The sequence below is a fragment of the Lacinutrix undariae genome, from assembly GCF_052934785.1.
Map to the genome: position 1 here is coordinate 2,602,581 of NZ_CM128809.1, position 25,814 is coordinate 2,628,394.

At 32.6% G+C, this 25,814-nt stretch carries 18 protein-coding genes; 7 read left to right on the plus strand and 11 right to left on the minus strand.

Features of this window, described 5'->3' with window-relative positions; all coding sequences use genetic code 11:
* Positions 1–174 precede the first annotated feature (174 nt).
* Both ACU4C5_RS11680 and ACU4C5_RS11685 read left to right on the plus strand, forming a co-directional pair.
* Complete coding sequence (locus ACU4C5_RS11680; protein ID WP_446844388.1) at positions 175–8,934, plus strand: DUF8696 domain-containing protein; 8,760 nt, start codon at positions 175–177, stop codon at positions 8,932–8,934.
* Positions 8,935–8,944: 10 nt separating this feature from the next.
* The gene (locus ACU4C5_RS11685) at positions 8,945–9,943 is read left to right on the plus strand and encodes a PorP/SprF family type IX secretion system membrane protein (protein WP_446844389.1); all 999 of its coding nucleotides are present in this window, start codon (positions 8,945–8,947) and stop codon (positions 9,941–9,943) included.
* Between the two features lie 90 nt (positions 9,944–10,033).
* Here ACU4C5_RS11685 and ACU4C5_RS11690 read toward each other — a convergent pair whose 3' ends face one another.
* On the minus strand, positions 10,034–10,561 hold the full coding sequence (locus ACU4C5_RS11690; protein WP_446844390.1) for a hypothetical protein: 528 nt from the start codon (positions 10,559–10,561) through the stop codon (positions 10,034–10,036).
* Positions 10,562–10,597: 36 nt separating this feature from the next.
* Positions 10,598–10,834: a VF530 family protein gene (locus tag ACU4C5_RS11695; protein ID WP_446844391.1), complete on the minus strand. Its 237-nt coding sequence runs from the start codon at positions 10,832–10,834 to the stop codon at positions 10,598–10,600.
* A gap of 210 nt (positions 10,835–11,044) precedes the next feature.
* On the opposite strand from ACU4C5_RS11695, the gene ACU4C5_RS11700 reads away from it, so the two are divergent.
* Positions 11,045–11,677, plus strand: coding sequence for a MarC family NAAT transporter (locus ACU4C5_RS11700; protein WP_446844392.1), 633 nt, complete (start codon positions 11,045–11,047; stop codon positions 11,675–11,677).
* Here ACU4C5_RS11700 and ACU4C5_RS11705 read toward each other — a convergent pair.
* The 8 genes from ACU4C5_RS11705 to ACU4C5_RS11740 all read right to left on the minus strand — a co-directional run bounded on the left by ACU4C5_RS11705 (position 11,667) and on the right by ACU4C5_RS11740 (position 21,071).
* Positions 11,667–12,875, minus strand: a complete 1,209-nt coding sequence (locus ACU4C5_RS11705) for a multidrug effflux MFS transporter (protein ID WP_446844393.1) — start codon at positions 12,873–12,875, stop codon at positions 11,667–11,669. The two genes, ACU4C5_RS11700 and ACU4C5_RS11705, sit on opposite strands and share 11 nt — an antisense overlap.
* A gap of 112 nt (positions 12,876–12,987) precedes the next feature.
* Positions 12,988–14,529: an acyl-CoA carboxylase subunit beta gene (locus ACU4C5_RS11710; protein ID WP_446844394.1), complete on the minus strand. Its 1,542-nt coding sequence runs from the start codon at positions 14,527–14,529 to the stop codon at positions 12,988–12,990.
* Positions 14,530–14,540: 11 nt separating this feature from the next.
* Positions 14,541–15,980, minus strand: a complete 1,440-nt coding sequence (locus ACU4C5_RS11715; RefSeq protein WP_446844395.1) for an acetyl-CoA carboxylase biotin carboxylase subunit — start codon at positions 15,978–15,980, stop codon at positions 14,541–14,543.
* A 1-nt stretch (position 15,981) separates the two neighbouring features.
* Positions 15,982–16,464 (minus strand): acyl-CoA carboxylase biotin carboxyl carrier protein subunit, encoded by a 483-nt coding sequence (locus tag ACU4C5_RS11720; protein WP_446844396.1) that lies wholly within the window; start codon positions 16,462–16,464, stop codon positions 15,982–15,984.
* A gap of 69 nt (positions 16,465–16,533) precedes the next feature.
* On the minus strand, positions 16,534–17,205 hold the full coding sequence (locus ACU4C5_RS11725) for a 3'-5' exonuclease (protein WP_446844397.1): 672 nt from the start codon (positions 17,203–17,205) through the stop codon (positions 16,534–16,536).
* Positions 17,202–19,121 (minus strand): DUF294 nucleotidyltransferase-like domain-containing protein, encoded by a 1,920-nt coding sequence (locus ACU4C5_RS11730; RefSeq protein ID WP_446844398.1) that lies wholly within the window; start codon positions 19,119–19,121, stop codon positions 17,202–17,204. The genes ACU4C5_RS11725 and ACU4C5_RS11730 overlap by 4 nt, the downstream gene beginning before the upstream one ends.
* 9 nt (positions 19,122–19,130) lie before the next feature.
* Positions 19,131–19,802, minus strand: a complete 672-nt coding sequence (locus ACU4C5_RS11735; protein ID WP_446844399.1) for a PrsW family intramembrane metalloprotease — start codon at positions 19,800–19,802, stop codon at positions 19,131–19,133.
* A gap of 3 nt (positions 19,803–19,805) precedes the next feature.
* Positions 19,806–21,071, minus strand: coding sequence for a flippase (locus tag ACU4C5_RS11740; protein ID WP_446844400.1), 1,266 nt, complete (start codon positions 21,069–21,071; stop codon positions 19,806–19,808).
* Positions 21,072–21,163: 92 nt separating this feature from the next.
* Between ACU4C5_RS11740 and ACU4C5_RS11745 the strand changes: the two genes are divergently transcribed.
* The 4 genes from ACU4C5_RS11745 (at position 21,164) to ACU4C5_RS11760 (ending at position 25,196) form a co-directional block, all read left to right on the plus strand.
* Positions 21,164–22,144, plus strand: a complete 981-nt coding sequence (locus ACU4C5_RS11745; protein ID WP_446844401.1) for a helix-turn-helix transcriptional regulator — start codon at positions 21,164–21,166, stop codon at positions 22,142–22,144.
* 323 nt (positions 22,145–22,467) lie between these two features.
* On the plus strand, positions 22,468–22,677 hold the full coding sequence (locus ACU4C5_RS11750) for a DUF6140 family protein (RefSeq protein ID WP_446844402.1): 210 nt from the start codon (positions 22,468–22,470) through the stop codon (positions 22,675–22,677).
* A gap of 8 nt (positions 22,678–22,685) precedes the next feature.
* Positions 22,686–24,755: a hypothetical protein gene (locus ACU4C5_RS11755; protein WP_446844403.1), complete on the plus strand. Its 2,070-nt coding sequence runs from the start codon at positions 22,686–22,688 to the stop codon at positions 24,753–24,755.
* Positions 24,756–24,764: 9 nt separating this feature from the next.
* Entirely contained in the window at positions 24,765–25,196 is a 432-nt protein-coding gene (locus ACU4C5_RS11760; protein ID WP_446844404.1) for a hypothetical protein, read from the plus strand.
* Here ACU4C5_RS11760 and ACU4C5_RS11765 read toward each other — a convergent pair.
* Positions 25,185–25,739 carry an NUDIX hydrolase gene (locus ACU4C5_RS11765; protein WP_446844405.1) on the minus strand — a complete coding sequence of 185 codons (555 nt, stop codon included), beginning with the start codon at positions 25,737–25,739 and terminating at the stop codon, positions 25,185–25,187. The genes ACU4C5_RS11760 and ACU4C5_RS11765 overlap by 12 nt on opposite strands.
* Between the last annotated feature and the right edge of the window lie 75 nt (positions 25,740–25,814).

Here is a 25,814-nt window from a genome sequence, read left to right on the forward strand (position 1 = left end):
TTTTTTTTATTTATTGTGTGAGCGCCTCTTCTTAGAGGCGCTTTTTTTGTGTAATGTTTCCATAACGTTTTTATTACTTTAATTGTTTGAGAGTGTAGTGCTTAAGTTAAATATTTTTCTACTTTTGCTTTTTCCCAAATTAGTAGTGTATTTATTAACCTATTATTCATTTTTATGAAGCATAAATACCCTTTACCCTTGTTCTTTGCTTGCTTTTTATTGATTAGTACCATTGCGCTAACTGCCCCAATATTTAGTGTAAATACTTTTCTAACGCCTTCAGCTACTATTGCTGGATCAACTACTATCTGTCAAAATAGTGCTATGCCTATAGTTACGTTTATAGGATCTGGTGGTTCAGCGCCTTATACTTTTGAGTATACTATAAATAATGGGAGCACATTAACAATAAGTACAACAGACTCAGATAACTCTGTAAGTATTCCTGTAAATACAGGAACTTCAGGAACTTTTACCTACACTTTAGTAGGCGTTTCAGATAGTGTAGATATAGATATTGAAACTCAATCGGGGAGTGCTGTTATTGCAGTTCAACCAACTCCAGACACCAGTATGGGAGGAACCGGATCCGGTTCAGTCTATGAAGGCGTCTCAGTGTTTAGAGTTTGTATGAATACTTCATCATTATTTAATTTCACAAATACATCGTCAACTCAAGGCGGATTAAATACTAATTATACGATTGATTGGGGCGATGGAAGTCCAAATTTTTCAGGAAATTCTTGGAGTGTATTATCACATACTTACGATGTAGGTTTATGGAATGTTATGTATACTGTTGAAGGTAACAACGGCTGTAGTTCTACTCAAAATTATATTGTTTTTGTAGGATCTAATCCTGCAGTTTCTTTAGGTAATCCAGGTAATACAGACGTATGTAATACATCATCATTAACTTTCCCAATTACAGGAACAGAAAATAATCCACCCGGAACAACATATACGGTTACTTTTAATGACGGTTCAGAATCAGAAGTTTTTAATCATCCACCTCCAGCAAGTGTTACACATACATTTTTAACTTCATCTTGCGGAATTAATAGTTCAGACGGAACAAATACATATGAAAATTCATTTTCAGCTAATATTTTAGCCTCTAATCCTTGTAGTTCTTCATCTGTAGGAGTTGTTCCTATATATGTATCTACCGCTCCCGAAGCTAACTTTGATAGTCCTGAAATAGCGTGTATTAATACTTCTGTTTGCTTAACTAATCAATCTATAGGAGATACAAATACAGGAAGCAGTTCAGCCTGTAATACTACACCTAATATTATATGGAGTATATCACCAGATACCGGTTTTACAATTTCAAGCGGAAGTTTAGGGAATGATTTTGGTTTAACCGATGCTTCATCATGGTTTTCAGGATCTGATGAATTATGTTTAAGTTTTTCAGAATCAGGAACATATACTATAACTCAAAATGCAGGTAACACTTGTGGTTTTGATTCTATAAGTGAAACAATATGTATAGACACACCATTAACTCCTATATTTAATTTAGATGAAATTTCGATATGTGGACCAGATGAGGTTAATGCCATAAATAATACCGATGAATCATTAAGTTGTAGTGATGTTACATATCTATGGGAAGTAGATTATACTTCAGATTTTTGTAATTCTAGTACAACAGGTTCTTGGAGTTTTATTAACGGAACAGATTTAAATACTATAAATGCTTCTTTTAATTTTGTAACTCCAGGTGTATATACCATTAGTTTAACCGTTAGTAATTCTTGTGGAGAGGAAACAACTACTCAAAATGTAAATGTAAAACAACCACCTAAAGTAGAAATCAATTCTATAGCAGATGTTTGTAATACGTTTAATATCTCACCTTCAGCAATAATTTCAGAATGTACAGATGATAGTACTTCTATGGCCTATGCTTGGAGTTTTGTAGGGGCTACCCCCGCAACGTCTAATTTAGAAAATCCTGGAGAAATAGTATATGCGACTCCTGGAACTTATACAATCACTCTACAGGTTACTAATGATTGTGGTGTGTCTGAAACCGCAACAGAAACATTTACTATCAAAGAAACCCCCGTAATTACAAACACCAATCTTTCTCAATCAATTTGTTCGGGTTCGTATACTGATGCTATTGATTTAACATCTTCAGTACCGGGAACTTCATACTCATGGACAGCCGTAGGAACTTCTGGAGTTACAGGTTTTACAACATCAGGAACAACTAATACTATTCCTGCACAAATAATCAGCACAACAAGTTCTGTGTCTGGTACCGTAACATATAGTGTTACCCCAACGGCGGAATTATGTTTAGGTGATGCTGTTGATTTCGTAATCACTGTAAATCCTGCACCTCAATTCGTTACTCAGCCATTATCTAGTAATGTATGTCAAAACGGAACTGCAACTATTTTAGAAGTGAGTTTGTCAAACAATATTAATACACCAAATTATCAATGGTATAGTAATAACTCTAATAGTACAAGTGGTGGAATATTAATTTCTGGAGCAACAAATTCAACTTATCAACCACCTACAGATGTTGAAGGAACTTTATATTATTACTGTGAAATTACATTTCCTATTGAAGGGTGTACTTCTTTAGTTTCTAATATTGCTGAGGTAGAAGTCGCTCCAATTCCTAAAATTTCGGTTGAACCAATTGAAACAGAAAGTTTATGTGTAGGAGGAAATATAGATACCCCTTTTGAAGTGGTTCATACAGGTGGATTAGGACCTGTGTCTTATCAATGGTTTAGTAATACTTCAAATAGTTCAACAGGAGGAACAGAAATTTCAGGAGCAACAAGTAGTACATATACTCCAAACATTTTTAATACTGTAGGGACTTACTTTTATTATGTAGAATTAAGCTTTAATATTAGTGGTTGTACTAATGTGACAAGTAGTGTAACTGAAGTTAATGTTTTAGATCTTCCGTTAGTAGATGTGCAAGCAGAAACATCTCAAACGTTATGTGTCTCAGCTACACCTATAGATTTAGAAATTGAAGTTTCGGGTGGTGTTAGTGATTTTGCATATCAATGGTATTCAAATGGAAGTAATTCAACTACAGGAGGAACTGAAATTTCAGGAGCAACTAATGCAATCTATACGCCATCAACTAATACTGCAGGAACAATTTATTATTATTGTGTTGTATATCAACCTGCATCACCAAGTTGTAGCGTAGTCAGTGCAATTTCCGAAGTTATCGTAAACGAAGCCCCAGCTTTTGTAGAGCAACCAAGCTCTCAAGCCTTATGTTTGGGTGATACGGTTTCTGATTTAGAAATGACTTATGAAAATGGAGTAGGAACAGCAACTTTACAATGGTATTCAAATACAGCGAATGATACTGCAACTGGAACAGAAATTACAGGCGCAACAAATAATATATATTCTCCAGATGTTTCGGTAACAGGAACAACATACTACTATGGAATAATCACTTTTTCAGAAGGTGGTTGTACCGAGATTTTCTCAGATATTGCAGAGATTTCAGTTTCAGAAACCCCTGGGATTATTACTCAAGCGGTAGCAACACAAACTTTATGTGAGTCGATAACTCCACAAGATTTAGAGGTTGAGGTTTCAGGAACAACGGGAGTTTTTTCTTACCAATGGTATTCAAATACAAGTAATTCAACCACTGGAGGAGTTGAAATTTCAGGAGCAACAAGTGCAATTTATACACCACTAACCGATGTTATAGGAACTACATATTACTATGTTGAGGTTTATAACACTTTAAACGCTACTTGTAAAGTAGTGAGTGCAATTTCCGAAGTTATCGTAAACGAAGCTCCTGCTTTTGTAGGGCAACCAAGCTCTCAAGCTTTATGTTTAGGTGATACGGTTTCTGATTTAGAAATGACTTATACAAACGGTGTAGGAACAACGACTTTACAATGGTATTCAAACACAACTAATGATACTGCAACAGGAACAGAAATTTCAGGAGCAATAAATAGTATATATTCTCCAGATGTTTCAATAATAGGAACGACGTATTACTACGGAATTATCACCTTCTCTGAAGGTGGTTGTACTGAAATCATTTCTGATATTGCAGAAATTTCAGTTTCAGAAACTCCTGAGATTATTACCCAGGCGATAGCAACGCAAACCTTATGTGAGTCGATAACTCCACAAGGTTTAGAAGTTGAGGTTTCAGGAACAACGGGAGTTTTCTCTTATCAATGGTATTCAAATGGAAGTAATTCAACTACTGGCGGAACTGAAATTTCAGGAGCCACATCGGAAACGTACACTCCTGAAACCGATGTTGTAGGCACCACGTATTATTATGTTGAAATCTACAACACGCTAAACAGTACTTGTAAAGTAGTCAGCGCAATTTCAGAAGTTATCGTAAACGAAGCTCCTGCTTTTGTAGAGCAACCAAGCTCTCAAGCTTTATGTTTAGGTGAAACGGTTTCTGATTTAGAAATGACTTATGAAAATGGAGTAGGAACAGCAACTTTGCAATGGTATTCAAATACAGTGAATGATACTGCAACAGGAATTGAAATTTCAGGAGCAACAAGTACAACTTATACACCAGATGTTTCGGTAGCAGGAACAACATACTTCTATGGAATAATCACTTTTTCAGAAGGCGGTTGTACCGAGATTATTTCAGAAGTTGCAGTGATTTCAGTTTCAGAAACACCTGAGATTATTACTCAAGCGGTAGCAACACAAACTTTATGTGAGTCGATAACTCCACAAGATTTAGAGGTTGAGGTTTCAGGAACAACGGGAGTTTTCTCTTATCAATGGTATTCAAATGGAAGTAATTCAACTACTGGCGGAACTGAAATTTCAGGAGCCACATCGGAAACGTATACTCCTGAAACCGATGTTGTAGGCACCACGTATTATTATGTTGAAATCTACAACACGCTAAACAGTACTTGTAAAGTAGTCAGCGCAATTTCAGAAGTTATCGTAAACGAAGCTCCTGCTTTTGTAGAGCAACCAAGCTCTCAAGCTTTATGTTTAGGTGAAACGGTTTCTGATTTAGAAATGACTTACCAAAATGGAGTAGGAACAGCAACTTTACAATGGTATTCAAATACAGTGAATGATACTGCAACAGGAACAGAAATTTCAGGAGCAATAAATAATATATATTCTCCAGATGTTTCAATAATAGGAACGACGTATTACTACGGAATTATCACCTTCTCTGAAGGTGGTTGTACTGAAATCATTTCTGATATTGCAGAAATTTCAGTTTCAGAAACACCTGAGATTATTACTCAAGCGGTAGCAACACAAACTTTATGTGAGTCGATAACTCCACAAGATTTAGAGGTTGAGATTTCAGGTACAACGGGAGTTTTTTCTTACCAATGGTATTCAAATGGAAGTAATTCAACTACTGGCGGAACTGAAATTTCAGGAGCCACTACAGAAACTTACCCCCCTGAAACCGATGTTATAGGCACCACGTATTATTATGTTGAAATCTATAATACACTAAACGATACTTGTAAAGTAGTCAGTGCAATTTCCGAAGTTATCGTAAACGAAGCTCCTGCTTTTGTAGGGCAACCAAGCTCTCAAGCTTTATGTTTAGGTGATACGGTTACAGATTTAGAAATGACTTATGAAAATGGAGTAGGAACAACGACTTTACAATGGTATTCAAACACAACTAATGATACTGCAACAGGAACAGAAATTTCAGGAGCAATAAATAGTATATATTCTCCAGATGTTTCAATAATAGGAACGACGTATTACTATGGAATAATCACTTTTTCAGAAGGTGGTTGTAGTGAAATCATCTCAGATATTGCAGAGATTTCAGTTTCAGAAGTTCCAGTAATAGACACGCAAGCCTTAGCTACACAAACATTATGTGAATCTATCACGGCAACAACATTAGAATTGACAGTAAGTGGAGGTGTTGATGTGTTTTCTTATCAATGGTATTCAAATGGAAGTAATTCAACTACTGGCGGAACTGAAATTACAGGAGCCACTTCGGAAACGTACACTCCTGAAACCGATGCTGTAGGCACCACGTATTATTATGTTGAAATTTATAACACATTAAATGATACTTGTAAAGTAGTCAGTGCAATTTCTGAAGTTATCGTAAACGAAGCACCAGCTTTTGTAGAGCAACCCGAATCTGAGATATTATGCTTAGGTGAATCTGCTTCTGTGTTAGAAATGAGCTATATAAATGGCGTTGGTGTTCCTGGTTTGCAATGGTATTCCAATACGGTTAATTCTTCTATAGGAGGAACTATAATTACAGGTGCAATAGATTCTACTTATAGTCCAGACGTATCAATCGTAGGAACAACATATTACTACGGAGTAATCACTTTTTCTGAAGGTGGTTGTAGCGAAATCGTCTCAGATGTAGTTGAGATTATTGTTAATGACACCCCAAGTATTGATGATTTAGTAATAGTTGTTTGTAGTGAAAAGGTTTTTACTGTAAATCCAGATGCTACAAATGGATCTAGTGTTCCTGCAAATACAACTTATACATGGAACATGCCAACTGTAAGTCCGTTGGGAAGTATTACAGGGATTTCAGAAGAAAATAATCCACAAACAGAAATTAGCCAAGTACTAACAAACAATACAACTAGTCCTGCTGTTGTGACTTATGTAGTAACACCTGTTTCAGGATTATGTATTGGTGAAAACTTCACAATTGAGGTAACGGTTAATCCTTCAATTTCTACAGAAATTATTGTTGTAAATAGCTTTTGTTTTGAGAGTAATTCGGGTAGTATTTCTGCTGTAATTAGTGGAGGGGTGCCTTTTTCAACAGGAAACCCATATATTATAAATTGGATGGGACCAAATGGTTTTGTGGCTGATACAGCTACTATTTCAAATTTAGAGCCTGGTGATTATGTGCTAACTATTGATGATGAAGGCGGTTGTCCGTTATCGGAAACTTATACCATAACTGAACCAGAAATATTAAGTATGGTTGTAGATACAGAAACATCAATAAGTTGTTTTGAAGCTGCAGATGGTGAGATTACTATTTCTGTAAGTGGAGGTACTCTTAATTACACTTATAATTGGACTAAAGACGGTATACCATTTTCTACTGATGAAGATATTTATAATCTAGAACCTGGAAATTATGAGATAACTATTTCTGATGCTAATAATTGTGGTCCTGTTAATCAAGCATTTTTAATTACCGAACCAGATGAGTTAGAAGTGAGTTTAGCAAGTAAAGACGATGTACTTTGTTATGGGTTTTCAACAGGATCAATTAATATTACAACTATTGGAGGAACGCCAACAGAAGTTTCACCAGGAGTTTTTGATTATAATTATCAATGGACAGGACCTAACGGGTTTTTAAGTTCGACATCAGATTTAATCGGACTTATTGCGGGTACATATCAACTTACAGTAACAGATGCTAATAATTGTAGCGATACACTTAATGTGACGTTAACGCAACCTGACGAAATAGTTATTAATTACACGTTTACCGAAATTACATGTTACGGTGCAGAAGATGCTTCAATAAATATCACTTCTATCACAGGAGGAGCGGGCATTTTTGATATCGCTTGGAATAATTTTGCAGAAGGATTGGTTCAAAATAATCTTTCTGCAGGTGATTATATTGTTACAGTAACCGATGCCGATAATTGTGAAATGTCTACAACCATAACAATCCCAGAAGCACCAATATTTGCTATTAGTCCAGATATAGAACATGTTTCTTGTTTTGGAGCAAATGATGGTCGTATAACGTTAAATTTTCAAGGCGGACAAGATCCTATTGATGTTATTTGGGATGATGATTCAACCGCAGGAGTAGAGCGTAATAATTTAGCACCAGGCACCTATAATTTAACAATTAGTGATGGTACACCTTGTTATATTTATGAAACCTTTACCATTTTAGAACCAGATATTTTAGCTATTACTGCTAACATTTCAAATGCTTTTGATTGTGACGATCCCAACAGTGGCGCAATTAATTTAATTATTACAGGAGGAACAACGCCTTACACTGTAAACTGGTCTAATGGATCAACTACCGAAGATTTAAACAATATTCCTCCAGGAACTTATTTTGTTGAGGTTGTAGATGCTAATGGTTGTGAAATTTCAGATAGTTATACTATTGTAAGACCATCTCCAATTGTTGTAGATGTAATTACTGAAACAGAAGCAGATTGTGACAACGTAAATGTAACTCAAACTTTTGTTGCTAATGTTTCGGGTGGTGTACCGCCTTATCAGTTAAATTGGTCTAACGGAACAGTTAGTGGCGTTAATAATGAGTTTATGAATACCACTCAAAATGGATTAGTAATTTTAGAAGCCACAGATGATTTAGGTTGTGTAAGCAGTTTTACTTTTGAAGTTGATATTCCAGAGCTTAGTGCTGCAGATTTTGAAACTACTTCAATAGCTTATCAAACTTATGGATTATATTCTATGGCCGATCCTATTGAGTTTTTCAATACTACATCCGGTGATTATGAAAGTGTATTTTGGGATTTTGGAGATGGTAATTTTTCTTCCGAAGAAAATCCAACACATATTTATACTAGTGAAGGACCTTACGTTGTAACGCAAACAGTCACTTTTCCTTTTGGTTGTGTGTACACCAAAGTGGTTACCTTAATTATTGAAAAGGGCTATAAATTAATTATGCCCAATGCTTTTTCTCCAAACCAAGACGGGATTAACGACTATTTCACCCCTGTTTATATAGGTCTTGATGATATGGAATTGAATATTTATGATACTTGGGGAAGTTTAATTTATACTGAAGCCAATGACGATATTCAAGGTTGGGACGGAACCGTAAATGGAGAGTCAGCAGAAAATGGAAACTACTATTATACGTTTACCGCTAAAACATTTTATGGATCTAAAATTAAAGAAAACGGAGCATTCGTTTCAATAAAATAACACAATCATTATGAAGTTAAAATTAAACCTACTTATCATTATAGGGTGTTTTATGTTGAAAGCGCATGCGCAAGACCCTATTTTTACACAATATTTTTTAATTCCTGAAACTATGAATCCTGGATTTTCAGGCTTTATGGAAACAACCTATATTGGTGCAATTCACCGTACACAATGGCCAGATTTAGGTCTTAAAATAGATACCGATTATGCGTTTATAAACACTTGGAGTGAAGCTATGAATAGCGGAATTGGAGTGAGTATTTTAAACCAAAGAGAGAATAATACTAAGTATAATTTTTCGCAAATTAATTTTAATTACGCATATCGAGTTCGGCTTAATGACGATTGGTATTTTAGACCTGCAATAGAAGTTGGTTATGGGCTAAAATCTTATGCGTTTCAAAATTTAGTATTAGAAGATCAAATAAATATAAATTCAGGAGTTATAAATACATCATCTATAGACCCTTTATTACTCAATGATAAAATAAGTTTTGTTGATATTACTGCTGGTTTTGTTTTTAATACCGAAAAAGCTTGGATTGGTTTATCTATGAAACATTTAAATAAACCAAATATTTCATTTACTGCAAACGGAAATGTTGATTTAGAAACGTTTTTCTCATTAAGTGCGGGGTACGAGTTTTTATTAGCCGATTATATTGATGTAGCCCTTTTTCCTTATAGTACAAGTTTAATGCTAACATCTAACTATATGCAACAAGGCGAGTTTAATAGATTAGATTTAGGTGCATCTTTAGTTTTTGAACGTATCTTTTTTGGAGCAACAGGAGTTACCAACCCTTCAAAAAACGCAGATAATAGTCATTTCTTAACCTCTGTAAATGCTTTTACAGGTTTGCAATATGAAAATATGAGAGTTGGATTTTCGTACGATTTTAATACCTCTAAAATTGGAAGAACAGGAGGCGTTTATGAACTCTCATTAACCTATCAATTTGATTTAGATGTAAAGTGTTTTGGTTGTCCACATTATACCAAATAATAAATATACATAACACACATTTGGGAGCTTATTATAAGCTTTTAATTGTGTGTTTTTTTTGATTAAATAGCTAATTAAAGAGAATGTTATCTATTTTAGATTTTGTTCAACTAAGATGTCATATCCTAAAAATCCTTTCTTTACAGTTAAATCAATACTTTGATAAAAGTCCTTTTTAGGATAATATTTATGAGCAAATACTAACTCTTTTAATTGTCCGTTATGGTTTATTTTAAAAGTAGGTTTTCTTTCATGCCTATAGTGTTTTCTACCTGGTAATGAAGACCTATCAATAATTTTATAAGTCTGTTTGTGGGCTTCAGCAGGTGCCATGTAATAATTGGTTAACATGAAAAGTGCACATGCTAAAAATCCCCAACTTACAGCACTTTGGATAAAAGCCCAAAAGTATAAGCTCATTTTACGACTATAATTAAATAATTTCTGAAAATCATTTAAAGCTAAAAAGGTAGTTAATAAGCCCATAATTAAAACAATACTAATTGGGATTATAAAAGGAATTACAGTTTGACGATAAATATGTATTTGCCAAATCATAGCTATTAAGCCAAAAATAAAAATGATTTTATAAAAAAGACCTTTTTGTTTTGTTGTCATTATTATAAATACTGTATAAAGATTGTAAGGTGGTAACTACGAGATCATTTTCAAATAAAGGCGCTCTACTTTTTCTCTCGCCCAAGGTGTGCGTCTTAAAAATTTCAAACTCGATTTTATGGTAGGATTACTCTTAAAACAGTTAATATTTATGCGTTCCGCTAATTCTTCCCAACCATAATGTTCTACAAGTTCGTCAAGAATAGTCGTTAACTTAATCCCGTGCATTGGATTATTTTCTTGTATTTGCTGAGGCGCATTGTTTTTTTCCATGTGATTTTAAGTTGTATAAATTTATTTCAAAGATAGTAATTAAAGATTCTGTATGTAAAAATCAAGCATATTAAAATATTTTCACACTAAACCTATAACTCTATTTAATTTAAAAAGGAGGTGTTATCTGATTTTACATCAAGATAATTATTCTTTAAATATTTGATAACATATATTTGAAAATAAATTAGTGAATTTGCAGAAAAAACAATGGAACTATTTTTAATCTGTTTTGGAGCTTTATTTTCTATTATGAATCCTCTTGGAACCGTACCTGTTTTTGTTGCATTAACAGAAGATACAAGTCCTAAAGATCGTGGTGTTACTGCATTTTGGACTGGTATAAACGTTTTAATTATTTTACTACTATCCTTTTTTGCTGGAAAATATATTTTGTCTTTCTTCGGGATAAGTTTAAACGCGCTAAAAATAGCTGGAGGATTAATTATTGCTTCGTCAGGTTTTGCTTTATTAACCGGAAAATTTAGAGAACATAAAGGAATGAAACGTGAGCGTATTCAAAAAGACATTCATACACGAGATGCTATTTCATTAACGCCATTAGCAATACCTATGTTAGCGGGACCAGGAACAATTTCTTTATTAATTACCTATAATCAGGAATTTCAAACACTATCACAAATATTCATTATATTATGTGCCATTATTGTAGTATCTATTGTGATTTATATTATTTTAAAAAGCGCACACTTTATCGTAAAATTTTTAGGAGCATCTGGGATTAATGCTTTATCACGAGTTATTGGTTTTATAGTTATCGCAATAGGAGTGGAGTATATAATAAGTTCGGTTGTTGAAATTATTGAGAATATTAACTTTTAGATCTTCTATTTAATACTGTAAATAAAATTAGCGCAGATACCCCACATACCGAAAACCCAATAAATAATGGTAATACACTATCTGTAACAAAACTTCCAATATAATTTGCAATTGGAACCGCCATTATTGTACTCACAAAACCATTAATTGCTGCACCAACACCTGCAATATGTCCAATTGGTTCCATAGCTAGCGATCTTAAATTTCCAAATAGAAAACCAATAGCCGTAAACTGTAAACCAAAGAAAACTATTAATACTGGGAGTTGTGGGTTTACACCCGAATAAAACAAAATAACATATAAAATAGATACACTAGAATACGCAATTGTAGCATAATATGCCAATCGTTTCATACCTAATCGCACAACAAAAGCACTATTTAAAAATGTAGAAAATCCTATAGCAATTGCTAAACTAGCAAAGATGTAAGGGAATAAATCACCAAGTTGATATTGGTGTTCAAAAATTTGTTGAGAGGTGCTTAAATAAACCATAAACGACCCTGTAATAAACCCTGATATAAATGTAAATGCAACAGCATCTTTATGTCTAAAAAACTCAACAGTTCCGCTTAAAAACAAAGCTAAAGAGAGTTTGGTACGTTTCTCTTTAGGATGTGTTTCGGGTTGTTTTTTCCAAAACCAAAATATCACAATCATCCCATAAATTAAGTTGATATTAAAGATTGAATGCCAGCTGTAAAAAGTAATTAAAAACTGACCAAGAGTAGGAGCAATTACAGGGACTAAAATAAATACCATTACTACAAACGACATTATTTTGGCCATATAATCACCACTATAAGAATCTCTCACCATAGCAATACTTATAGTTCTTGGTGCCGATAAACCAACTCCTTGAAGAATTCGCCCCAATACCATAATTTCAAAACTATCGGTAGTCACACAGATGATACTTGCAATTACAAAAATTATAAACCCAGTATAAATAATCGGTTTTCTACCAAAACTATCAGAAAGTGGTCCAAAAATTAACTGACCAAAACCCAAACCTAAAAAAATCATGGTAATTAGTAAGCGGTTATCAGAAGGGTTAATAACACCTAAATCTTTTCCTATATTAGGTAAAGCAGGTAATAGTGCATCAATTGATAATGCAACTATAGACATTAGTGCTGCCATTAATGCTATAAACTTAATATCTAATTTATCGGCAGTCGTCGTTTGGTTTTGCATCTAGCAAAAATACTTTGTTTTAAGAGAATGCTTATAAATAAAAGCATAAAATTAAAAACTCCTTAACAGTATTGTTAAGGAGTTTTTAGTCTATATATTGAAAATAAATGTCTTACAACGGAATATTTCCATGTTTACGTTTTGGACGATCTACTTGTTTATCTTCAAGCATTGCAAACGCTTTTATTAATTTACGTCGGGTATCTTTTGGTAAGATAACTTCGTCAATGAATCCACGTTCGGTAGCACTATATGGATTAGCAAATTTTTCAGCATATTCTGCTTCTTTCTCTTTCCATTTGGCCTCTTTATCGTCAGCTTCTTTTATTTCATTTCTAAAAATAATTTCAGCAGCACCTTTTGCTCCCATAACTGCAATTTCAGCACTTGGCCATGCAAAATTCATGTCAGCTCCAATATGTTTTGAGTTCATTACGTCATAAGCACCACCATAAGCTTTACGTGTAATTACTGTAACTCTTGGTACAGTTGCTTCACTAAAAGCGTATAATAATTTAGCTCCGTGAACAATAATTCCGTTCCATTCTTGATCGGTTCCTGGTAAGAATCCTGGAACATCTTCTAACACTAATAATGGGATATTAAAGGCGTCACAAAAACGGACAAATCGTGCCGCTTTTTTTGAACTGTTTACATCCAATACTCCAGCTAAAAACATAGGTTGATTGGCAACAATACCCACACTTTTTCCACCTAAGCGGGCAAAACCTACAATAATGTTTTCGGCATGATCTTTATGAATTTCATAAAATGAATCTTCATCAATAATTCCGCTAATTACATGATGCATATCATAAGGTTTGTTAGCGTTATCTGGAACAATATCAGAAAGATTATCTCTTATTTCATCAGACAATTCAAAAGGCAATGCTTTCGCTTTCTCTTGATTATTTTGAGGTAAATAACTTAATAATGTTTTTAAATCTTCTAAACATTCTACATCATTTGTAGACGTTTTATGGGCAACTCCAGATTTTGTTGAGTGTGCCGAAGCGCCTCCTAATTCTTCCGAAGTGACTTCCTCATTAGTTACCGTTTTCACTACATTTGGTCCGGTAACAAACATATAACTAGTGTTTTCTACCATTAACGTAAAATCTGTCATGGCTGGAGAATACACAGCGCCACCAGCACAAGGTCCCATAATTGCAGATAATTGTGGGATGACTCCTGAGGCTTGTACATTTTTAAAAAATATATCGGCATAACCTCCTAATGAGCGTACACCTTCTTGAATACGTGCTCCACCCGAATCGTTAAGTCCTATAATTGGTGCACCAACTTTTACGGCTAAATCCATTACTTTACAGATTTTTTCGGCATGAGTTTCTGATAGTGATCCACCAAAAACAGTAAAGTCTTGTGCAAATACATATACTAAACGTCCGCTAATTGTACCATAACCTGTAACAACACCATCTCCGTAGAACTGTTGTTTTTCCATACCAAAATCTTTGGTACGATGCGTTACTAAAGCGCCAATTTCCTCAAAAGAACATTCGTCTAATAAATAATTAACGCGTTCTCTTGCGGTTAGTTTTTTGTTGGCATGTTGTTTTTCTATACGTTTTTCACCTCCACCTAAATAGGCTAAGGCTAATTTTTCGTTTAAGTCTTTTATTTTAGATTCCATTTGTTTTCTTCTTAATTAGGGACTCTTAATAATTTTTGATCTTCAATATATTGTTTCACTGCAATTAGTGCTGCAATATGTGCTTCTTCCTGTTGTTTTGCTTTTATAGCTTCTGGAGAATAGTGTTTCTTTACAAAATGTGTGTCGAAATTTCCAGAACGAAAAGCCTCATGTTCACAAACAAAAGCACCAAAGGGAAGCGTAGTTTGTATCCCTTCAATTTGATAATTAGCAATCGCTTTTATCATTAATTGAATAGCCTCTTCACGGGTATCTCCGTAAGTGATTAATTTTGAAAGCATCGGATCATAATAAATAGGAATATCCATCCCTTGTTCAAATCCGTTATCTACTCTTATGTTTTTTCCAACAGGTAATTTATAGACTTCTAAATTTCCTACACTTGGTAAGAAATCATTCAGCGGATCCTCAGCATAAACACGTAATTCTAAAGCGTGTCCATGAATTTTTAAATCGTCTTGTTTTAAAGCTAATTCTTCACCACGCGCTACACGTATTTGAAGTTCTACCAAATCGGTTTTAGTAATTAGTTCGGTTACAGGATGTTCTACCTGTAAACGTGTATTCATTTCAAGAAAATAGAAATTATTGTTTTCATCTAGCAGAAACTCTACAGTTCCAGCACCTACATAATCACAAGCTTTGGCTACTTTTATAGCCGCTTCACCCATTTCTTGACGTAATTTTGGAGTTAATACAGATGATGGCGCTTCTTCAACCACTTTTTGATGACGACGTTGAATACTACATTCGCGTTCAAATAAATGAATTACGTTACCATGTGTATCTGCCATAATTTGAATTTCAATGTGTCGGGGAGAGGCAACATATTTCTCAATAAAAACAGATCCATCACCAAAAGCATTCACAGCTTCACTGATGGCACGATTCATTTGAGACTCAAAATCAACTTCTTTTTCTACCACACGCATTCCTTTTCCACCACCTCCAGCAGAGGCTTTTATTAGAATAGGAAATCCAATTTCTGAAGCAATTTTTTTAGCTTCTGGAATATTGGTAATTGCTTGGTCGGTTCCAGGAACCATTGGTATTTGGTAAGCTTTCACGGCATCTTTAGCTGCGAGTTTACTTCCCATTATTTTTATAGCTTTACTCTTCGGGCCAATAAATATAATGTTATTGGCTTCACAAGTTTCGGCAAATTGTGCGTTTTCAGATAGAAATCCGTATCCTGGATGAATCGCATCTACATGTAATTGTTTTGCGACTTCTATAATTTTATCTCCTAATAAATAGGATTGATTTGATGGTGCTTCTCCAATTAAAACGGCTTCATCAGCAAATTTTACATGTGGTGTATTTCTATCGGCAGTAGAAAATACAGCTACGGTTTTAATACCCATTTTTTTAGCCGTTTGCATTACTCTAATAGCAATTTCACCACGGTTTGCAACTAATAGTTTTTTCATCTTATTCAAATTCTATTAAAAGTTGATTTTTATCTACGGCATCTCCTTTGGTTACGGAAATAGATTTTATAACACCATCTCTAGGAGAGGTTAGTGCGTTTTCCATTTTCATAGCTTCTAAAATTAAAAGGGTATCGTCTTCTTTTACTTCTTGTCCAACGGTTACACTAACTTCTAAAATTAGCCCAGGCATTGGTGCTTTTACGTCATTAACGTGTTTTGTAGCGCCAACTTCAAAGCCCATTTCTTTAATTAGGGTATCCAAATCATTAGCAATATCAACCGTGTATTTGGTGTTATTAACTTTTACGGTGTATGATTTTTGGTTGAAATTTTTATCTGAAATTTCTGCTTTATATGATGTATTATTATGAAGGATGTGAAACTTGTTATCTGGAGTTGTAACTGCATCCAGCTCATTGAGAGCGTCATCATTAATGCTAAAATGTTCTGTATTATTTACAGAAACCTTATATATACTCATGTTACTCGTTTTTTTAGAGTATAAATATAAGTAAACTTAAACGTTTTCGTAAATAATAAATGAAAGAGATTATAGCTTAAACATTTTTTTTAAGGTAAGTTTTTTTTTAGAACTCAGTAAAGTTGTAGTTTTTAAAAAAATAAGAGCTGTAATTAATGCATCTCCGGCAGCGGTATGCCTATCGGAAACATCTAGCACATAATTTTCGGCAATTTCATCGAGGGTGTAATTTTTATCTTGCTGAATAAAATTAGATTTAATTCTGGTTGCTCTGTATAAATTAACGGTATCTAAAACCTTGTTTTTTAGTCTAGGAAGTGACAATCTATTGAGTATCATATTAATCATCGATAAATCAAAATTTGCATGATGCGCCACTAAAACAGCGTCTCCAATATAGTCTAAAAACAGAATTAAAGCTTCTTTTTCTGTAACGGTTTTTATACGTTCGTTTTTTATAATGCCGTGAATTTCAACTGTTTTTTCGTTAAAATGGTCTTGTTTTATGTATAATTCAAAAGTTTCAGCAATGTCAATTTCATCATCATTTATAGCTACAGCTCCAATACAGAGTACCCGATCTTTATGATAATCAAAACCTGTAGTTTCGGTATCTAAAACTACAAATCGTGTTTGATGACGTTCTAAAGTTTCATTAGTGGTGAATTTAGCCTCATAATCCATCCAATATTTTGGGTGATTAGGTTTTTTTTTTTCTCTTTTGAAAAATGAAGATATCATAATATTTGATTTAAGTTAAATCTGATTTTTATAAATTCTTGAACATTAGAAATGGTTTTAAAGGAGCGTTTAAGTTTCATGCGCTCTTCTTTTGTTAAAGTTTGTAATTCTATAAAACGCCCATTATCATGATTTAAGATTCCATTTTTGGTACGAAATTTAGAAATCGCTTTAAACGCATAAGAACAGGCAAGGTAAAGCGTTTTGTTTTCTGGTGATAATTCGGCTAGTTTTTCAAAACGTTCGGCGGTATTGGTGATATTTTTTATTTGATAATGATAGGCTAACAAACGTCCTGCATCAACCATTGGCATGAGTCCGCGTTTTTTAATGTCAAAATGGTCTTTGTATTCTCCATCATTTTCAACTAAAAACTGTCTAAAGAACCCTAAAGGCGATGCGCTTCTTATGGCATTGGCTCCTAATTTGGACATGAAAAGTTTGTTGTTTTTAGTGAGATGCAAAGTATGTTCGGCAAGCTCATTTGTTAAGTTAGAATCTCCATAGCTAATATCGAAATCAAAAAATATTGAACTCAGTAAAATTTCATCATTCCCTGTGTTTGTGGTCCAGTTAGAAAATTTTTGTTTCCATTCCTCTAAAGTTAAGCAATACTCAGGATTTTTTGCCATCATATCTGCATCACAAAATTCAAAACCAATAGTTTTTAGTCGTTTGTTTACGCGTTTAGCAAGTTTTAAGAAATAAGCTCTTGTGGTTTCTAAATCTTCTGGTTTTACGTTTTCAAAAATAATAGCATTGTCTTGATCGGTTTGTAGGAGTTGCTCTTTTCGGCCTTGACTACCAAGTGACATCCACGCAAATTTTACTGGTGGTTGTTCTTTCATTTTAATAATACAACGCTCTACAATACGTTTGATTGTAGCATCGTTCAACTCAAAAATAATTTTACTAATATGTGTTAATGGGATATTTTGAGTAATATAGCCTTTAAGTAATACCATGATTTTTTCGCGAATACGCTTTAAATCTTTAGTACTATTTGAGCGTTTAATAGCTTTCATTAATACCGATGGATTACTTCCTTTCATAACCACCATATCGTGTTCTGAAACTAACCCCATAATTTTAGAGTTTGGGGTACCGTCTTGAGTGATACATAAATGGCCAATTTTATGTTTCATCATGGTAATTTGTGCCTGAGCAATAGTTAGGTTTTTAGGATAACAAAGTACGGGATTACTCATAATATTTGAAGCATCATCAGAAATGCTGAACCTTCCTGTGGCTACTTTATTACGTAAGTCTTTATCGGTAATAATTCCGATAGGCGTATTTTTATCTTCAATAACTACCGATCCAATATTTTTTGTACTCATAAGTATGGCGATACTTTGAATGCTATTATTAGGTTTGGCAGTTACAATTTTTTTAGTGTATTTAACCGGTTGTAGTTCAAAATGATTATCAGTAGGGTTGCGTATAATATCGGCATCTGAAAAGAATTTTTCTTGGTGTTCTTTTGAAAATGGGTTCTCGGTATTTGACGCGAAAATTTCAATAAGGTAATTTCCTATTTTCTTATTGTTTTCGGCTAATGGTCTAAATAAATCAATAGGAATACTATATAAAATACACTCTTCATCTGTAACCGTACCTACGGTATAGTTTTCATGAGCAAAAAGCGGACGTAAGCCAAATACGTCACCTTCATCAAATTTATCAATCACTTCGGTTTTGTTATTGGTATCTTTTACCAAAGCCACAGCACCTTTATTTATGATATAAAAATGTTTGTGCAAGTCTTCATTTTGATTATAGACGACTTGGTTTTTTTCGAGATATTTAATTTTTACTTGTTGAGAAATTTCAAGAAGTTGTGTTTTGTTTAATAAATCGAAAGGCGGAAAGCGTTTTAAGAAATCGGCAATTCGCTCTGCAATTGTATTTTTCATAATTATAGGTTATCTAAATCTAGAATTTTCTTGATGTGATTTAATTGCTTTTCGTGAGAGTAATATTCCAATAAATAAAGATACAAAAGCTCCCAACCATACACCGGGAATAAAATCTATAAATAAGAAGAAATCGTAAGTGCCGTGAAAAACCATAGCTAAAAAGAGACCTAATAAGTTAAGCGTTTTCCGATTTTTAGAAAACTTAGCTTTTCCCATAAAATATCCCATGATGATTGCAAAAGTTGCGTGCGCTGGAATGGCTGTAAATGCTCTAATAAGTGCTGTTTCATAACCGCCATCTAGAACGTACATAATGTTTTCTGTAGCTGCAAAACCCATTGAAACCATCACTGCATAAACAATACCATCAAATTGCTCATTAAAAGCTTTGTTGGTTTGGGCTACATATCTTACAATAACATATTTGCTAAATTCTTCGGTAAGACCAACAATAAAAAAGGCTTTTATAAACTGATCAAAAACACTTGTATTAAACGGAATTGGGTAATAATAATCTGAAATATAATATAAAATTGTAGTGATAAAAATACTTACAATGGCACCTAGTAAAAAATTAAGAAATAATAAGCGTTTGGGCTCTTTTTCGTATTTATCTTTAATGTAAATATATATGATAATTAGCGCAACAGGCGCTATGGCTGTAATGATGAGTTTCATAAATTAAGCGTATTTAATAAGGCTTATAATTTCTTTTCGAGATTTATTATCGATTACAATATAGCCAATATTTGTTATAAAATGACTGACTAAAACAGCTATTGCTGCACCGTTAACATGATATTTTGGAATTAATAAATAGCAAAGTAAACAATTGATAACGCAGCCAATAGCAAAACGATATACATTATGCTGTAATCTGTTTGTGGTTAGTAGGTGTTTCTCGTAAAGCATTCCGAAGAAAATAAATAAAGGTGCCCAGCAGAAAATATGTAATGCTGTTTTGGCATCGTTATATTGTTCTGAAAAATAGGTATCTAGAATACTGTTTCCGAAGAAGGTATAAATAAGTGCGATAATTAAACCTAAAGCAATTAGGGTAAAACAGAGTTGTTTATTTTTTAAAACATACATTTTATAATTGGTTTTGTAGGATTCAGCCAACGATGGATAAATGGCGTTAACTATAGCGAAACCTAATGTCCAACTTACTCCAATAACTAAAAATTGTACGCTAGCGAAGATGCCGTTGGCATGATCGTTATGATAATATTTTAGAAATAACTCATCAATTCCAATATAAAACATAATTAATGCTTCGGAAATAATAAGCGGTAATGCCATTTTTAATAACTGTTTTGCTAAGTTAAAATCTAACCGCCATTCTTTTAAATTCAGTTCGTTTTTAGAACTTAAAATCACAATATAGAAGACCCCTTGAAGTAAAAAATCTAAGGCAATAATTTCGGCAAAATAACTTACATCCCAATGTGCTGATACGCCATAATATTGTAGCGCAATAATGCAGAATAGACTGGTTGTTTTTCCTATAAAAATTAATTTTGCGCGTTTTTTTGCTAATAAATAGAATTCAAAAATATCTGTAAGTCTAAATAGGTAGCTTATTGCGATAATAATATACAACCAAAACAGGGAGATATTCTCACTAAAAATTAAGTAAATTAATATAAAACTACTGGTAATGAGCCAACTGATTAAACGGATGAAAAAAGTGGTTGCAATAATTTTTTGAGCTTCGGAAGGTTTAAAAACAATTTCTCTGATACAAATTGCTGCTAATCCTAAAAAGAATAGTGGCGTAAACATACCCATTACAGATTCTACAAATTTCAATTTCCCAATATCAACGGTACCGAGCGTGTTGAAAATTTTGGGTACAATAAAAACTCCTGTAATTAAATGGATCAATTTTTCTAAAGAAAACCAAGCTGTAGAATTGAGGTCTTTTTTGCTAAATGCAATTGGCATAAGGTTGGATTAAAAATCAAAGATATAAAATTGCACGGGGCAGCTTGTGTTTATAAGAAGTTTCTTACATTAGAGCTTTCAAAATTATTTTAATGAGTCCAGAATTCTTACGACGCTATTACATTTTACGTATCGTTACTAATCCTCAAGCTTATGAGTTGCCAGATTCTTATGTGAGTTTGAAGGATTTACAGCACACTTTAAATAGAATAAAAGCTAGAAACTGGGAAGATGTATTATATCAGAAATTAGAGAGTCATAGCGGTAAAACGATAAAACGCGACTTAATGGTTATAGAATCTTACTATAATATTACGATTAAGATTAAGCGTAATTATGGCTATTATATTATTGATGACGCTACTAAAGACGACAAAAAATTAAAAGAAGTTTATGAGCAAACCGAACTTTATCTATTAAATCATCATGCCCACGCTTGGAAAGCTTATGTAACTTCTGCACGTACATCGCTAAGTGATAATGTGGATATTGTATCGCTAATTAATGCTATTGAGCATAATCTTATTGTAGAATTAGAATATAAAGGTTGGTACGACGATAATAAATTTCAAACTTTTAAGGGCGATATACAAGCGTTGCATATTAAAGAAATTAATAATGTATGGTATTTAATGGCTTATAACGAAGCGGTTGGTATGATTCCTTTTTGTTTAGATAAACGTATTTCTAGTTTGATTATTACGAGTAAAGTTGCCAAGAAAAAGGTGAAGTTTAACGAGGCGTCTTATTTTAAAGATGCAATAGGTATTTTAAAAACCAATATGAAACCAGAATGGATTCATTTAAAAGTCGCTAATCATCATTTTAAGTATTTACAGAGTAATAAAATGCATCCTTCTCAAAAAGTGATTTCTTATCCTAAGTTACCCGAAACGGAGTCTTTAAATTATGAGGATTTAGATATTTGGGGCGAAATTAAAATACGTGTAGAGCCTAATTATGAGTTTATAATGCAAGTTTTACAGTATAATTTGTGGGTAAAAGTAGTTGCGCCTCTTCATGTTAAAGATGAAATAAAGCATCATATTGAATTAATGCTGAATTATTATTAAAATTTTATTAAAGTGTATGTTCTTCTAATTTAATACACTAAGAGGTTCAAAATCTATTTTATTTTCTTTTTATTGAAACGGACACGTTTTGTCTGTTTGAGGTGTAGTTTTGTTAATCTAATAAGTAATAAACCCCAAATTTATAAAATCTTATGGCAACCTATAGATGCCTTAATTGTAGTGTAGAAAAAGACGATACACTCAACTCCCAGTTAAATACCAGTATCACCTGTGAAAGTAATGGTAATCAAACTGACGGAATTAATTTTCATAAATGGAAGCAGATTTCTGAGGATGATTTGGTGTGCGAATAAATATAAAATATGGCAACATTCGAAATAAAAATTAAACGCCCAATAAACGTACAAGGTGAATATGTAGATGCTGGCTTATCTGTACAGATGAGTACCATGTTTTCTAACCCTTTTGACGAGGCAGAGAAATTACGTAAAGCATTTATTAGAGTTCACGGTATTGACTTAAAACCTGAAGGGTATTTGAGCTTGGGATATTTGGAGTATAAATTAATTTAAGTTAAGAAATGAAGGAAGTTTTAAATATAATTAATAGTAATTTTATTGAAAAAAAATCAATATCAAATTTTTATGGAAACATTTACGAAATTGATAAAGATTATAATTTAAATATAGAAAGAAATACTTTAAATTATTTAATAAATAAAATAAATAAAGCATATGAAGATCTTAATAAAGGACAAGATTTATTAACTATTAATTCAGAAATGTATTTAGTTTTTTTAAATGAAATAGTTGAAAAATCTGATAGTATTTGGAGAGAGGATAGAAATCATTATCGCATAGCAATACTTACAATTGATGGTTTAGTTACATTGTATTCAGAAGAAACAACGGGAACAAATAAACAGCCAGATAAACCTATATTTATAAATTGGAATGAAATAGATTATGTGAATTTATTTTTAATAAATGAAGGAGATGATGAGTATTATATATTACGTTTTTTTGAAAAAGAAGGAACATCTGTAACAGATATACCGTTAAATAGGTTTGGAACTAATGATGAAAAATCGGCAGATTTACTGGTTGACTTATTTAATGAAATAAATGATTATACCTCTAGAAAATCACTTGATGCAAGCTTAGAAAAAAAAGAAAAAGAGAAAGAAATTACTGTAAGTATTGAAAGAAAAGAATTTAAAGAAGGAATTCGCTTACTAGATAACTATTCAAAGAAGTATGATATAGATTCTAATGATTTATGGTTTTATTATAAAAATAAAGCAATATTATTAGAAAAATCTGGTGAAATAAAAGAATCTTTATTTACAATAAATAAAATGATTGAATTGTGTAATAAACTTGGTGATACTTCTCCAAATGCACATAAAATTAAAGGAGATATTTTATTTAATAAAGGAGAAATATTAAAAGCTATAAACTGTTATGCGTATTCTGAAGAGAATTTTATAGAGGAAGATAATATAAGAGCTGTTAATGTTTTAAAAGAAGAGGCTTATATTGAAATAAAAAAAGATTTTATAAATATTCCATATGAAAAGAGGAAATTACTTTTCGCCAGTAATGATATATACAATACGTTGAAAAATGATTTAATAGTTATTAAAAATGATGAAATTCCAGATAGATTAAACTTCCCAATAGGTCATCCACATGTTAATGAAGTTTATACTTGTCATCCTTTAAAACAAGATTTTTATATTCCTTTAAAAGATTTTCAACAAGATCTTTTTTATGATAGAGTTAATGAATTTACTTACTTATTACAATGCTTAGGAGCAACAAAGATTGAAATTATATCAAGTAAAAACGATTCAATAGAGCAGAATGAAAAATTGAATTCAAATCTTGAGGTAGAAGCTAATAATAAGATAACAACAGGGGAATTAAATAAAGAACAGGTTTCTAACATAAATAATTTAACAGATAAAAAAATAAAAATTGAGAAAACTCAATATTTTTCACCTACAAAGGCACCATATATTCCTGAAACCTTAAATTGGTACAAAACAGACATTAGTTGGCAAAGGCTAGCAGAACAAAGGTTGACAGGTAATATTCGTCAACATAAAGAAACTATTACTAGTGTTCAAAATCAAATTATTTCAAATCAAGAGATTATTAATGTAAATGCTGAATTAAGGTTGTTGTTACCTAAAGTTAATGTTAAATATAATAAAGAACATGAGATAAATGTAAATTCAAAAACGAGTTTTGAATGGATAATTTCTGTTGATTTTGAAAATACAGATTTATTAGAAAAGAATCTTTCTGAAATAAAAGTAGATGTGGATAATTCAAATGTAAATATTGAAAAGTACAAAGAAGAAGTATTATTTATGTTAGAAGATGATAATATTATTGATGATGTAGAAAGAAAACTATTAAATAGAAAAATCAAACATTATGGTTTAACTCCATCTGAAGCTTTACAAATAGAAGAAGAGTTGATGTTTAATGAAGATGAGTTAAACTATATCGAAGAATTTAAGATGCTATTAGAAGAAGGTAGCATTGGTGATATTGAACGAAAAATGTTAAATCGATATGCTAAGCGCTATAATTTAAACTCTGATAGACAAATGGTATTAGAACTAAGTGTTACTAAATAACAACCCACTATGCCAAACCCAACCCGTCCATATCACCGCACAGAAATAGACCTACTTTTCAATAAAGTAAAATCTCAAATGCATCAAGCTGCTGTAATAAGAGGAGGAGATGGAATCGCATTGTATACCGATTGTTATACTGGTCAAAGCTTACGTGGTGGCGACAGATACGATTACGAACACATCCGTTCATCCGAGAGTGTGTTTATGATGTATAGAGATCGTTTAACTAATACAGAAATTGCCGAAGTGGTAAACTGTCCAGAAAACGTAGCCGTCACTTCACGAACCATTAACCAATCAAAAGGGAAAATGGCTATGGAAGAGTGGTTATCAAATCCTAATAATAAATTACGAGTTGATATTTCGGTGACTAAAAAGAGTATTAAAAACGCCGATAAAGGCATAAATAAAATGATGAAATCAATACTATCTAGATAGTTTTTTCAAAATTTCATCAAAAACAAAATTATAGTACGTCCTGTTTGATGACACAAAATGCATATTTGAGTTACTATTATCTATAAGGGAGATTAAAGAATCAAACGGGACAATTTTTAAGGCCTCAACTTCTTCAAGTTGGGGTTTTAATTTTAATAATGGCTCCGTAAGTTCTACAAGAAACGTGTGATGAAACTCATTATCAATAATACCATTTTCATAAGTTTGAAAACTTTCTGAAATCCCGATTTTTTGTAACTCTTCAATTGTAATATCTAGTCCAATTTCTTCCTTGGTTTCTCTAATTGCTGCAGCTTCAATACTTTCTCCAGCATCAACATGTCCAGCAACCGAAACATCCCATAATAGCGGATAAATAACTTTACTTGCTGCACGTTGCGCTAATAAAACACCGCCATTTTTAGTGTAAAACCAAATATGAGCTGTATTATGGTAATGTCCTTTTTTATGTATGTCTTTTTTTAACGCTGTTCTATTTGTTGCTTGTCCTGTTTCAGTAACAATATCAATATATTCTTCCATCGTTAAAATTTGTTTTTTTTTGAATAGTTAGAATAACAAATTTAATAAAGTTAGCTGTAAAAGATGTTATATTTA